The 11,502-nt window shown below is 48.3% G+C and carries 14 protein-coding genes; 4 read left to right on the top strand and 10 right to left on the bottom strand.

Going from position 1 to position 11,502, the window contains the following annotated elements; translation table 11 throughout:
* Positions 1-90 precede the first annotated feature (90 nt).
* The gene (locus tag AC5JLP_RS24635) at positions 91-312 is read left to right on the top strand and encodes a helix-turn-helix domain-containing protein (RefSeq protein ID WP_496070474.1); all 222 of its coding nucleotides are present in this window, start codon (positions 91-93) and stop codon (positions 310-312) included.
* Between the two features lie 16 nt (positions 313-328).
* On the opposite strand, the gene AC5JLP_RS24640 is transcribed toward AC5JLP_RS24635, so the two are convergent.
* The 4 genes from AC5JLP_RS24640 to AC5JLP_RS24655 all read right to left on the bottom strand — a co-directional run bounded on the left by AC5JLP_RS24640 (position 329) and on the right by AC5JLP_RS24655 (position 2,714).
* Complete coding sequence (locus AC5JLP_RS24640; RefSeq protein ID WP_496070475.1) at positions 329-745, bottom strand: hypothetical protein; 417 nt, start codon at positions 743-745, stop codon at positions 329-331.
* Complete coding sequence (locus AC5JLP_RS24645; protein ID WP_496070476.1) at positions 732-1,457, bottom strand: hypothetical protein; 726 nt, start codon at positions 1,455-1,457, stop codon at positions 732-734. Before AC5JLP_RS24645 ends, AC5JLP_RS24640 begins: the two co-directional genes overlap by 14 nt.
* Positions 1,457-2,242, bottom strand: coding sequence for a hypothetical protein (locus tag AC5JLP_RS24650; RefSeq protein WP_496070477.1), 786 nt, complete (start codon positions 2,240-2,242; stop codon positions 1,457-1,459). Before AC5JLP_RS24650 ends, AC5JLP_RS24645 begins: the two co-directional genes overlap by 1 nt.
* Before the next feature lie 109 nt (positions 2,243-2,351).
* Complete coding sequence (locus tag AC5JLP_RS24655; protein WP_496070478.1) at positions 2,352-2,714, bottom strand: hypothetical protein; 363 nt, start codon at positions 2,712-2,714, stop codon at positions 2,352-2,354.
* Positions 2,715-2,795: 81 nt separating this feature from the next.
* Here AC5JLP_RS24655 and AC5JLP_RS24660 point away from each other — a divergent pair, with 81 nt between their 5' ends.
* Both AC5JLP_RS24660 and AC5JLP_RS24665 read left to right on the top strand, forming a co-directional pair.
* Positions 2,796-2,987 (top strand): hypothetical protein, encoded by a 192-nt coding sequence (locus AC5JLP_RS24660; RefSeq protein WP_496070479.1) that lies wholly within the window; start codon positions 2,796-2,798, stop codon positions 2,985-2,987.
* A 192-nt stretch (positions 2,988-3,179) separates the two neighbouring features.
* Positions 3,180-3,821 carry a hypothetical protein gene (locus AC5JLP_RS24665; RefSeq protein WP_496070480.1) on the top strand — a complete coding sequence of 214 codons (642 nt, stop codon included), beginning with the start codon at positions 3,180-3,182 and terminating at the stop codon, positions 3,819-3,821.
* 9 nt (positions 3,822-3,830) lie between these two features.
* On the opposite strand, the gene AC5JLP_RS24670 is transcribed toward AC5JLP_RS24665, so the two are convergent.
* Genes AC5JLP_RS24670 through AC5JLP_RS24695 form a run of 6 tightly spaced genes read right to left on the bottom strand, consistent with a single transcriptional unit; the run spans position 3,831 to position 10,726 of the window.
* Positions 3,831-4,331, bottom strand: a complete 501-nt coding sequence (locus tag AC5JLP_RS24670) for a hypothetical protein (RefSeq protein ID WP_496070481.1) — start codon at positions 4,329-4,331, stop codon at positions 3,831-3,833.
* On the bottom strand, positions 4,328-4,840 hold the full coding sequence (locus AC5JLP_RS24675) for a hypothetical protein (protein WP_496070482.1): 513 nt from the start codon (positions 4,838-4,840) through the stop codon (positions 4,328-4,330). The genes AC5JLP_RS24670 and AC5JLP_RS24675 overlap by 4 nt, the downstream gene beginning before the upstream one ends.
* Positions 4,837-5,274 (bottom strand): hypothetical protein, encoded by a 438-nt coding sequence (locus tag AC5JLP_RS24680; RefSeq protein WP_496070483.1) that lies wholly within the window; start codon positions 5,272-5,274, stop codon positions 4,837-4,839. Before AC5JLP_RS24680 ends, AC5JLP_RS24675 begins: the two co-directional genes overlap by 4 nt.
* The gene (locus tag AC5JLP_RS24685; RefSeq protein WP_496070484.1) at positions 5,264-5,665 is read right to left on the bottom strand and encodes a hypothetical protein; all 402 of its coding nucleotides are present in this window, start codon (positions 5,663-5,665) and stop codon (positions 5,264-5,266) included. The genes AC5JLP_RS24680 and AC5JLP_RS24685 overlap by 11 nt, the downstream gene beginning before the upstream one ends.
* Positions 5,662-9,846, bottom strand: coding sequence for a hypothetical protein (locus tag AC5JLP_RS24690; RefSeq protein WP_496070485.1), 4,185 nt, complete (start codon positions 9,844-9,846; stop codon positions 5,662-5,664). Before AC5JLP_RS24690 ends, AC5JLP_RS24685 begins: the two co-directional genes overlap by 4 nt.
* A gap of 37 nt (positions 9,847-9,883) precedes the next feature.
* Positions 9,884-10,726, bottom strand: coding sequence for a hypothetical protein (locus AC5JLP_RS24695; RefSeq protein WP_496070486.1), 843 nt, complete (start codon positions 10,724-10,726; stop codon positions 9,884-9,886).
* A 176-nt stretch (positions 10,727-10,902) separates the two neighbouring features.
* Here AC5JLP_RS24695 and AC5JLP_RS24700 point away from each other — a divergent pair, with 176 nt between their 5' ends.
* A complete protein-coding gene (locus tag AC5JLP_RS24700) occupies positions 10,903-11,388 on the top strand; it encodes a hypothetical protein (protein WP_496070487.1) in 486 nt (161 codons plus the stop codon).
* Positions 11,389-11,502: the final 114 nt, after the last annotated feature.

The following is an 11,502-nucleotide window of genomic DNA, read 5'->3' on the forward strand; positions in this document are numbered from 1 at the left end:
AACTATTAACAGTATAGCATTATTATGCCATAGCAGTATCGTAGACGTGTTTAATTTAGTGCTGTAGCATGATAGTGGTACTATTTTGAGATGGTCGTGAAAAATCTTGTTGCAAAGGCTCTTCAGGAAAGAGAAATGACGCGTTATAGGTTTTGGCAAAAAACCGGATTAGCGCGTGTTACAGCGTATCGTCTGGTAGACGACCCGTTGTATGTACCTGGCGGTGACGTATGGGAGAAAGTCTGTGCGGCTTTAGATTGCCAGCCTGGCGAATTATTAATTAGAGAAATTGAAAACAATAACTTAAGCTAGTCAATCGCCTAAAGAACTACCGTCGCTGTCCGCTTTGCACAGGTTTGGGTTTGCCAGCCTTGGGTGTGGTCGTCACTTGCTGCAACTGGCTAAAAACCTGCAAGATTTCCTCAACGGTCAAGTTGAACGTCACGTCCTCCTGCTTCGATCCATTGGGCAAGAGGATCAACCGATAGTCGCACAGCAGTGGGTCGAGTTCTGGTATCAACGCTTTAAGGCTGTAGGCAAGACGATAGTGGTTAGACGGGTCGCTAAGACGCTGTAAGACCAGTTCGGCGTAGTCATTGCCTAAGGGTGTACCCGGTTGAATTGGTCTACCATGTTTGTCCGTACCTAACACCGTTGCTAAAGGCACCATCTTGATCTCAGAGAGGTTAACGGGCGTGTTGATGGTGTAGGTGCGATCGCGCAACTTCAGTTCAATCGACGGCATCTGGTTCTAACTCCTGTGCGATTGCATGTTGTTGGATTAACTTTTGACGTTCGGTTTTGTCCCACCACTTCACCTGATAGGTACGGCGTTCGTACTCTTCAGCGTTCTCTTGCTTCCAACCGTCATAACTGCGTTTTAGGCTTTCCATTACCCGTTGTTCAGGGTCTTTCTGAAGTTCGCTATGAGTGTAAAGGAACTTGTCAAGCCCTTCGATCGGGAAGTGTTCATACAGCCATAAACCCATCTCCCACCCGAACCCATTGGCTAAGTTGGCAATCGTGTCATAGTCGTAGTCGCCTGACGATGGAAACGGCAGATCATCAACTGTGATCGGGTCGTCTGGGCTTTTGACCCGTTCTGCCTTGGGTTGTGGTGTGAAGGTGTGCAACGCAACTAACAACGAAGGCTCTAGCACCTCTGCAACCACTTGCCCAAAAAACAAGCGTTCAAGCAGGTTGATGTCGGTTTTCAACGCTTCCACTTGTAATGGCAAAGCGTTTTCAGCGGGAATGATGGCTGCGATCGCCTCTACCAAGCCCCACCCCTTTGGGTCTTCTGCGAGCAACTCAGTCATCTGCCCTAACTCCACCCACGCTTGCACCAATTCATTGAGGAGCAATTGCATCAAAGTAAGGCGCGATCGCGGTACCGGGTAAATAACCGCAATTGCGCCTGTTTGATAGCGCAGCACACAGGGTTGACCAAACGGCATCAGCAGGGGTTGAGTTGGTTCAGAAACAACACATCAGGAGCAGACGAAAGGAAGAAGGCTAACTCTTGACCTGGCTCAGTAATGGGGATAGAACCAGTTGAATCGGGTGAAGCATCAAAAATCCATTGCGTCAGCTTGCCATTGGTCAAAATGATGTTGAGCAGCACTGACAGCGAAATGAATGGTGTGGATGACTTCACATAGATATTGCTGAGCGCAATCGGCACCTTATAGGAGACGTACTTGCCCCATAGTCCACTGCCCCACTTCTGAGCGTTATTCTGACCGATCGCAAACTTAAGCTCATTCCCCGCGCCAGACGGATCGAAGGCGTTGTAATCAGTGTCTTGCACCAGGTTGAACAACGATTTATCAACGGTGGGGTCAAACCACGATGCCTCAGTAATCGCATTTGCTAAGACACCCGTGCCAAACGTACCACTGGTAGAGGCTGCGACTAACCCGTTGGGTGGAACAAGGTAAGCAGATTTTGCTACAAAGGTCGAGCGGCTGCCAAGCTCAAACTTACGGGCAAACTTCATACCCAAAATATCCATCGTTTTAGAACCAAAGTTGAGGTTTAGTTTTGGCTCTTCTTTGGTGGGATAACGCAAAGCCACGTTACGAGTGCCCGCGCAATCCACTGTCTCAATGTTGGCAAGCTCGATGCCTGTATCATAAGCAGCGGTGGACGGTGGCGGGATGACCAACAACTCACCTGTCGTTGCATCAGCTACAACACAATCAACAACACCCTTAAATGCCTGAAAAATTTCCTTAGCCATTGACAGGTATACCTCTGTGTGCTTTCGAGTAAACTAAAACAGAGGGTTTGGAACCCCAAAAAGAAACCGTTCCGGCGTGTCTGTTGGGCGGTTTCTTTTTGTACCAAAGTTAAGTTGAGGCAACGCCCGCTGCTGTCAGTACGGCATCATAGTTGAACGGACTGAGCGTATAAATATTTGGGCTGGTAGCGTTAATAGCGGTACTATTGGCAGGGCTGGCACTGCTTACATAAGTGGCACCACCGGCAAACAGATACTCTGTAATCGTAGTTGTCTTCAAACTGCCGTTAAAGCCTTCTTTGATCAGTAAGCGTCGAGTGAGCTTTTCAACGGTGCCATTGTTGACTGTTTGCGAGAGAATCCATTGCTTATTCGGGGCGTCGATCGCAAAGTTAGTAGTGATGGCATCACTGGCACTCACTATCTGCGTGACAGAAGGACGCGCACCCATCGTTTGTGTAAAATCAGCCATAGGGTGAAAAGTAGTTGTAGCGCTACGCCTCCATTAAGCCCTTGACAGAGTACAATGATGATGATATATACCGCTTACGGTATGACAAGTTCGTCTGAAATACTCGATCGGCTCATTCGCGCACACCAAATGACCCAAGGGCAGGCAGCGGTCTTTCTTGGGGTGAAACAGCATCACATCAGCCTTTACGTGAACGGCAAACGCAAGATGAGCGCCGATCGGTTTTTATTGTTCTTGGAAAAGCTAGGCGGTGAAGTGAGGGTAAAGGGATGAGTGACAGTACAGAAACGGCATCGTCTCTGCTTCAAATGCCGTTAGTATTAGCGGAGTTACTATTTGCCTGTTACGGCATCAGGTCGATCGCGCATCGTGATTTCGAGTCATTTGCAGGCTGCATTCTGATCGTTGCATTTCTAGGATGGGTAGTACGGCAAATAAGCAGGACAGCAACACAGATAAAAGAAAATGAGAACTTGTAATTCATGCGTTTACTACTACAATGATCGATCAGGTTCCGTCTGCAATGCGTTTCATTCACTTGCTTCAATTGAGCATGCGGAAAGTTGCCGTGATTATAAAAAAGATGAATCAAAGCTTTTAGCGGTATCATCACGCGATCGATGGGTGTGCACACAGCCTGAGGATGGATGGCTCGACATTCATCGCTATGAACGTGTTTATTTTGATAAACCGAATAGGTTATTGCCGTTCACGATTGGTATTACTTTTGACTCCAATTACAGACGTTGTCGTTATCAAACTTTTGGCATTACGGATAGCGCTTGGTCGTGCCACAAAGTTACTCATTATGAAGTAGAACGAGAATTTGTAGAGACGATGGATATGAGCAGGTATGTACCTGCGGCTATTGCCACAAAAACGTTTATTTCTGCAAATATTGAATTCAGTGACCCTTTCTTAGGCTTGTCTACATTTGACGGGCATTACACTTTCTTAGACCTGTCTATATTTGACGGGCATTACGAAGTTACGTCAAACCCTGCTTACTCACCATCTATAGAATATTTTTCGCATGTTTTGAGCATCAGGCGCTTGCCCGCTGAATTAACAATTCTCAGAATTCCGATCGCTGGAACACGAGGATAATACCGCCCATCAACGCGCGTACAAACTAAGCTCAAACGTCAGCATTACGATATGCCAGCGCGATCGCATGTCCCCTGCCGCCAAATTTGGCACTGCTCCGATACCTTGTACCCCGTTGACTTCAAAATCTAACTGATTAGCAATGCCGAATGGGCCGCCCTTGCAATTCACCCACTCGACGATCGCGCCCTTGAGCAGGTCATAAAAATCATCAGCGGTGGTATCGGCGATGCCTTGCTGCGGCGGCTGGCAAGGGAAAATACGACCGACATCGATCGTGGCTGTTTCTACTCTTGGTGCATAGCCTGACGACTTGCGGCTGGTGATACGGTGCCCCGCCGCCAAACGGTTCAGGTCTAATGCCTTCCCAGTGAAGCCGTAGTTTTTCACCTCAAGTCCCTCAAAGGTTAGCCCAATCCGCGCATCAAGGTAAGTTAGCAATCCTTCAGGGCTGACGCTGGTGAGTGCTGGTGTAAAAGGGCTAGTGTGGGCAGTGATGGGTATGATCATTGCTCGTGAGCGATCTCTAGTAATATAGTCTGTAATGCCTGCGCTTCATCTAACAAGTCTGCTGCGATCAATTGACAGGGCAAAGGTAGCCAAACGAAAAAACCAGAAGCTAACTCATTGTGCGGCTGAGTATAGAAAAAACCGCCAATGTCGCCACCGATTTCATATTTTAAGTAGTCTCCCCCTGGTTTATTTGGTGACGGCTTCCATTGCTCTTGATTCAGCCCAGACTGAATAATGGTTAATTTACGGTAGACAATTCCAATTTGAGGGGTTGGCGTTTTGCCTAAATTAAAAAAGTCACCTGGGTTAATGTTGCTGGTGACGATCGGCACAGGCTGCTGCATTGCCTTATTGATTGGATAGACAACATATTCTGATCTACACCAATAGTCTTGAATCGTTTTTGAGGCGTAGCAATACGTTAAATAGTTCTGATGTTTAATTAAGTCTACAAGACAGGATTGCCCGTATTTTGCATCGATTGGTCTTTTGATTTCTTTAATCATTTCCCACTCCAAATTGCTTCAGCTTCGCCTAGCAGTAACGGCTCCAACAAAGCGTAAAACTCATCATCAGATGGCAGCAAGCTGGATTCTTGAGCTTGCCCGATCGCCTGTTTGTGTCCCAATAGCTCATCCACGATCGCGGCATAGGGCAGATCAGACCCGATACTCAATGAAGCATCCTCAACAATGATATTCTCAGTTAACTCTCTGAACAGCGCCTCTGTATCAATGCCCCAATTACCTTCGCCTGCACGTTTAGGATTGGCGTAACGGGTGGTGGCGCTGACCTTATTGTAATGCTGACGTTCAAGGTCGCTGAATACCTGCTTGTTCGCCTTTAACGTGTTGGTCAGCCACTCTGGGGATACGAGGAGTGCGATCGCGCTTAGCGTCTGCTCTAGACCTATGACTTCAGTGGTGATGTCAAACACCATAATCATTGGCTCCCATTTCTTTCAACGTCACCTGGTATTTCCCGATCGTATTAAACGCAGGTGTCCCCCAGGTGCGGCACCGTCGCCAACCCATTGTGTCACCCCGATCGACATACCAAATGTTGTTAGATGCCATTGCCGCGATCGCGTTAGTCATATTGCCAAAAACAGCGATTAGCGTGTCGTCAGGAATACTGACTTGATAAGTTTCGTAGCCCTGCCCCTGAATGGTCAGTTCACTGCTAACGGGGGCATCTGGTTGGATACCCATCGGCGTAACCAATGGATTAGGGGTGAGTATCTTGCTATCGCCAAACCGAATCTGGGTGTTGTTGAGTCCGAGATTGGTGAAAAGGCGATCGGCTGAAGCTTTGAACAGGTTGATGTTCATACTTTTAACGCCACTTTCAATTGATCAGGCGCGTCTGGCAACTCTTTCTTCTTGCGCCTCTTCTTGGCACTACACTCCTGGCAGCCACAGTCGCTATCCATTTTTGTGGCTAGATAGGGGTATTGCGCTACGAGACGAGATCGGGCTGCTTGTACAACCTCGTGTGACAGCGAGTCCAGGCTCACATGTTTGTACTTGCCCTTGTCACCAAAGTCAGCAGCAGTGCGCGATCGGGCTTTAGGTGCAAGGGGTGCGGAATGAATGCCTTTTGCAGTCCTTTTTTTGGCTATCGATGGATTCTTGTCGGGATCGAGAAGTACCGTATGCACTCCATGCTGCTTAGCGTTTTGCCAATCAGCATTTTCCATTTTTTGCACCTTCCAAGAAAGATCTCTCAAAGCTTCTTGGTTAAGCCCTTTTTGCTTTTTGCGTCGATAGTCGGCAGCAGCCTCTTTTGTCACTTCAGAAAGAAATGTAGGTGTGTGTCCGTTTGGAGCAAATCCGCCAACTGTACCGCTTGAACTGGCTGGCACAAACAACGGCACACCGTAAGGATCTCTATGTTCACCATTCACATTTCTTACAGAGCCATAGTATGATTTGCTTGCCTGTCGTTTCAGTTGTTCTGCTGTCTCAGTAAATTCTTTAGGCACCGTTGACGGCAACCCGATCGCCTGTCTCTCCCTCCCCTCAATCTCTTTCGATGGCTGCCCCTGCTTTCCTCTAGCCGCTAGTTGGTTCACTGTTGTTTGCGCCACCGCATAAGTCATTGCCGCATTGCGGTTACTGGCGGTCTCGTTCTCTTGCAGGTTGTTCAATAATTTCTCAATTCGTTGTCTGGGTGTACCCGTTGGTCTCTGGAAAGTACTGGCTGCTGGCTCAGACAATTGCACTGTATGCGTAGGGTCAAGTTGGTGCAGTGCAGCGTGTGCTACAGCATGAATTTGAGCCGCATTTTTGATGTCAGCCTCATGGTTTTGCTGCAACTGATTCACTAGACCAGCAAGACGTTTACCGCGTCCTGATTGTGAGGTTTCAGGTGGCAAAACTTCAGGCATAATTGCTTTTGTCGGCACAGGTATCTTCATATGCCCCATCACCGCTAAACGTGCTGCTTCTGCTTGTGGAATGACGATTGGCGCTTTGGTAGTACCAGGCACGATCGCGCCTACAGTCATGCTGGCTGGCTTCTTAGGAGCAACCTCTGTTGGCGTGTTCTTCACCATTCGATCGCCCGTCCGTTTTGCGATCGTATTCGCCGCTTTCAAGTCTCGCGTCTGCTGAATCTGCGCTGCCACACCCTGCAACTTAGCAGCATCAGGCTTATCCAATCCTTTCGAGGGGTGCTCGCCCCCTTGGCTTAGATGCTCAATCAATGCGTTGATTTTGTTGATCCTACCGTGATCAACTGCTGCCTTCTCATTTTTGTGGCAATTTCGATGCACACCCTGACAAATGCCCCCGCATTGGTAGGTGGCACTACCACATTTCAAACGCTTGCCAGTAGCGTCCAGGCGTACCGGGTTTGACACCTTAGCCTCTAGCGCCTCTGTGTGGCTATCCCACCGCACAGTAAACTGATTCGCACTCTCACTGTCGAGCTTAGCTACAGCAGGCTGATAAGTGACATTTCCGTTGGCATAAGTAAACGCGTAAGACCTGCCATCTTGGGTGCCGACAAATTCACCCGTCACCGTCTTGCCCTGGACATTAAACTTGCGAATGCGGATGGGTGCCCCGTACAGCCCTGGTGCTTGCAGTTCTTCACCAATGAGTTGAGCCAAAGTAAGGCGATCGTCTAAAGCGTCTTTTCTGCTTAATTTAGCAATCGCTGTTGCCACTTCCTGTTTAGACATCGAGAATTGACCATAACCTTGGTCAGTCATGCCCATTTTGGCATAGAAGCCTTTAGCACTATCAACTGATGACGCTTCAATACCCTTACCAAGCTTTGCAGCATGGTGTAATAGTTGATTAAACATCTCGCTGCCAGATCCTTTAGTTGAGCCATCAGCCCCAAAATTCTGCACTGAGATCAGTGACTTACCTTCTTTGTAAGACATCGCCCCTGTAATGTACCCGTCTTTGTTATGGCTGGTAAACAAACCGATGCGTGGGTTCTTGGCATCTTTTAGCGCTGTCAAGGTTCCTTGCTTGCCGTGTCCATTCGGATCATTGGCTTGAGGCTTGAAACGCCCTGACTCTAATTTGCTCACTAATTGATCAATACGGCTTGTTCTGCCCTGTTGCTCTTTTTGCCCCGATGTAGAGAAAGGGTCTGCGTGCGGCTCAAGAATATGACGACTGGAAACAGCGCCAGTGGGTCTGCCTGCCTTGCAACTTCCAGGAGGAGCATAGCCTTTGCCGCAGGGTTCCCATTTAGCATCTGCATGCAATTGATCAAGTGCATCAGCGCGTTCATCCTTGTCGCTGCTTACCTGTACAGCCCAAGCGCGATCAATGCCAGCCCGTCTGACTACTTCATGAGCAAAGTGATTTCCAACAACCTTGTAAGAACCATCTGCGTTTTCATGCACAAGAATCGGTACCCAGTTCCGCCCGTTTGTTTCCAGTAACTTCCTGGCGGCAGCATCCACCTGCCCTTGAGTGCCTTTATGCTTTTTGTTGGCAGTAGGATCCGTAGCAATTTCATCGGTATAGAGGTGCTGATAGTTGCCATTGTCGCTAAAGCCAGACCCACCCTCTTTTCTAGATAGCTGGTTTTGCATTGGCTTAACATGGGCAGCATCCACCTTGTCAGGCACTTGCATCATTTTGGCAAGTGCAATCTGCTCAGGGTTATTCGATACAATCACGCTGTAAGCTCTGCCTCCTTTGGAAGCATTAGCAGAAGCGGTAATTTTTTCGCTGATGCCACCGATCGCTTGGTACTGATCTTTCCCAGTTTCGATGACCAAAGCAGGGTTAAAATTACGTTCACCTCTATCAAATGCTGCTGTGATAACAGGATCGTTTTTACCTTTGGTCTTTACTTCGTCTGCGTAAAGACTGATGAGGTTACCAACATCGCTAAACCCTTTGCCAATATTGCCTAAAGTACGGGCATCTTCTTCTTTGTAGTTCTTTCTTAAAATCGCTAAGTCGTTTGTTTGTTGCGGATTTTGCTCAGTTGGTTTTGTTGCCGTTGCTTTGCTTTGTTTCTTTTTTACTTCAGGTTTCAGTGCCGATTCTCCAGCTTTTTTTAGTTCCTCTACAGTTGCCTTCTTGCCCTGTTTTTTTAACTCTGTCCGCTTTTGCTCGATTGCGGCTTCAACTTTCGCTTTTGGCGTAGCTTGATTCACTGGCTGACTGGTTGAGGAAGACGCGGTTTTAGCACCTCCTTTCTTTGCTCTCACGCACCCAGGTCTATTACCCTCCCAACCCCGTCCGCACTTTTCAGCGTCCTCCCGTAACCGCTCGATTGCCCCACTCATGTCATAGTCAAGGTCAGCATACTTAGCGATCGCTTTTTGGTGGGCTTCAATAGTTGGCATCTGAGCATCTTGTTTGGGTTGAGTTTTGAGGTGACGCGCGATCGCCCAGCCTGCCATCGTTAGGTCAAAGAGCGTCGATCGTTCCTGCTGAGTTAGTCGGTCAGTAGTTCCAGCATCAGCATCAGCGCGGCTGACAGGCACCCTAGCAGTAACCAGTGCATGAAGGGCTTTGCCTTGTTTGGTGAGTCGTTCGGCGTATCTGTGGGCAAGGTCTGAGACTGCAACGGCTGTACTGATGCCGCCTGCTTTTCCGGCAATGATGGCTCCAAGGGCTTTGGCATGTGCTGATCCTTCTATATGTTCCAACGCCGAATGCGCCCCTGAATGCGAACTTTTGCCGATCGCCCCTGCTGCCGCTTCAGTAATAAATTTGGCAGCAAGTTCTGTAGGGTTACGATTCTCTGGCTTGCGGGCATGGATGAGAGTAGCAGCGATCGCTTGAACTGCGGTTTCACTAATCAGATGAGCCGCGCCAGGGGGGAAACCGTGCGAAGCTGCCACTTGCGCGATCGCGCCTCCTACTGTCTTGCCAACGCCCCAGGATAATGCTGATTCCGAGACGTGTTCTGCTGCATGAGCGACTTTAGACCGAACGCAATGCCCCTTTAGCCCTTCCCATCCCTTACCGCAGTCATCATCCAGCCTGGCTTCGACGAGGCTATTGACACGGGCAAAGGTTGTAGACATAGCTTAAACCGATAACTGCCCATATCATAACCGTGTCTCAAAGTAAAGATTCTGTTTTCTCGGCAAAACGGCATGGTCTTGTTAGCGTAGCTTCTATACTCCACCCCATTTTTAATCTCGCCCCAATGGTGCCACTTGTTAGCCCTGTATCTCTTGCCCAAGCAGCAATTGAGAGCATTTTTCCGTTATAAGAAAGTATCCGCTTTGCTCCGTTACGGGTTGTCAGCGCTTTCTCTACAGTCCATCCAAATTTGTCAATGCGGTTAGCAATTACAGAACCTGCTATACCCAGTCTTTCGGCCCACTCTGCCAAAGTCAGTCGTTCGCCGTTAAATTCTATAAACCGATTTCTTCTAGTATTTCTGGCTTGCTGCTTTTTTGTTGCCCAGTAGCAATTCTCAGGGCAGTAGTCGCCATCATTATCTCTACGATCGATAGAATGCTCTGAAGATGGTTTTAAACCCATGTCAGCAATGAAGTTCTCAAACTTACGCCAGCGATCGCAAACTTTTATTCCTCTACCGCCGTAGTCCTCAAACCTTGTGTCTTTAGGGCTATCGCATCGACGGATCATCTGACCCCATATTCTATATTCTGGAGTTTTTCCGCCAACTGTTGCGCCATGACTTAAGTTATGCCTTGTTACAGGAGGCTTATTAATTGTCCGACAAAGCTCTGATTTGTAACATCCGCAAGATATGCCCTTGCCAGTGATTACTATCTGCGCGTTAGTAATCTTTTCTTTGCCGCAATCGCATTTGAACAGCCATAAATGCTTGTAAATCCATCCGCTTACAGGATGTTTGCACTTCTCAACAAGCCTTACAGCCTTTAATCGTCCATATTTTTGACCAGGACGCAAATCATGTATACTTGGCATTGCAGCCTCCAACTAGGTTGTCATCCCCCGGCTCTGACTCCCCAGAAAGAGCGCGGGGCTTTTACTTATTCTAGCATTTCGCCACTCAACACCAAGCAAGATGCACAAAGCGGTAAAAAGATCAACGCGATCGCTTGTTCTAGGGCAAAATGGAACTGTCCATCCTGGACAGACTGATGAACCTCGATACTCTCTTAAAGACGATCGCGCAAATCCCTGAAGACCTGGCAGAAATCTTGTCCAAGGTGCGTTTGCTGCCATTAATCGTCACTGCTCTCTCAAAAATGGAAGATAGAATTATGTCCACTCTCTCTGATTTCGAGGCATTCAAGCCCAAAGTGCTAGAGCTAATCGACAAGCTCAACCAGTCTACTGACCAATCACAGCAACTAGCTGACGTGCAGAAGCAGTTGGCTGAAGCACTGGCAGATGATAAGGCTGATGAAGAGGCGATCGATGCTGCCAATGCTAAGGCGGCTGAGTTGCAAGCGGCGGCTGATGCCAAAGCCCAAGAAGATGCTCAGTTGACGGCTGAAATCGCTCAATTGAGTCAGCAGATTGGTGGTGATGCTCCTGCAACTGCTACGCCCGCACCTGTAGCACCTGTGGTCGAGCCTGACCCCGTAGCGCCACCAGTTGTACCTGCTACGCCCGCTCAATAGTTGTATTGCTTTCTGAAAGGCGAAACCCCTGCCGAATAGCAGGGGTTTCGTTTTCTATAGATTAGATTTTTTCTCTACAAGTCCCGTTTTGGATTGAAACAAAGACTGAATATT

Source organism: Stenomitos rutilans (assembly GCF_059505485.1).

What these genes read in the sequence shown, in the direction of transcription:
- AC5JLP_RS24645 (WP_496070476.1), bottom strand. Translation starts at nt 1,457, where the DNA reads ATGCCGTTTGGTCAACCCTGTGTGCTGCGCTATCAAACAGGCGCAATT.
- AC5JLP_RS24665 (WP_496070480.1), top strand. Translation starts at nt 3,180, where the DNA reads ATGAGAACTTGTAATTCATGCGTTTACTACTACAATGATCGATCAGGT.
- AC5JLP_RS24650 (WP_496070477.1), bottom strand. Translation starts at nt 2,242, where the DNA reads ATGGCTAAGGAAATTTTTCAGGCATTTAAGGGTGTTGTTGATTGTGTT.
- AC5JLP_RS24685 (WP_496070484.1), bottom strand. Translation starts at nt 5,665, where the DNA reads ATGAACATCAACCTGTTCAAAGCTTCAGCCGATCGCCTTTTCACCAAT.
- AC5JLP_RS24635 (WP_496070474.1), top strand. Translation starts at nt 91, where the DNA reads ATGGTCGTGAAAAATCTTGTTGCAAAGGCTCTTCAGGAAAGAGAAATG.
- AC5JLP_RS24660 (WP_496070479.1), top strand. Translation starts at nt 2,796, where the DNA reads ATGACAAGTTCGTCTGAAATACTCGATCGGCTCATTCGCGCACACCAA.
- AC5JLP_RS24700 (WP_496070487.1), top strand. Translation starts at nt 10,903, where the DNA reads ATGAACCTCGATACTCTCTTAAAGACGATCGCGCAAATCCCTGAAGAC.
- AC5JLP_RS24680 (WP_496070483.1), bottom strand. Translation starts at nt 5,274, where the DNA reads ATGGTGTTTGACATCACCACTGAAGTCATAGGTCTAGAGCAGACGCTA.
- AC5JLP_RS24675 (WP_496070482.1), bottom strand. Translation starts at nt 4,840, where the DNA reads ATGATTAAAGAAATCAAAAGACCAATCGATGCAAAATACGGGCAATCC.
- AC5JLP_RS24655 (WP_496070478.1), bottom strand. Translation starts at nt 2,714, where the DNA reads ATGGCTGATTTTACACAAACGATGGGTGCGCGTCCTTCTGTCACGCAG.
- AC5JLP_RS24690 (WP_496070485.1), bottom strand. Translation starts at nt 9,846, where the DNA reads ATGTCTACAACCTTTGCCCGTGTCAATAGCCTCGTCGAAGCCAGGCTG.
- AC5JLP_RS24695 (WP_496070486.1), bottom strand. Translation starts at nt 10,726, where the DNA reads ATGCCAAGTATACATGATTTGCGTCCTGGTCAAAAATATGGACGATTA.
- AC5JLP_RS24670 (WP_496070481.1), bottom strand. Translation starts at nt 4,331, where the DNA reads ATGATCATACCCATCACTGCCCACACTAGCCCTTTTACACCAGCACTC.
- AC5JLP_RS24640 (WP_496070475.1), bottom strand. Translation starts at nt 745, where the DNA reads ATGCCGTCGATTGAACTGAAGTTGCGCGATCGCACCTACACCATCAAC.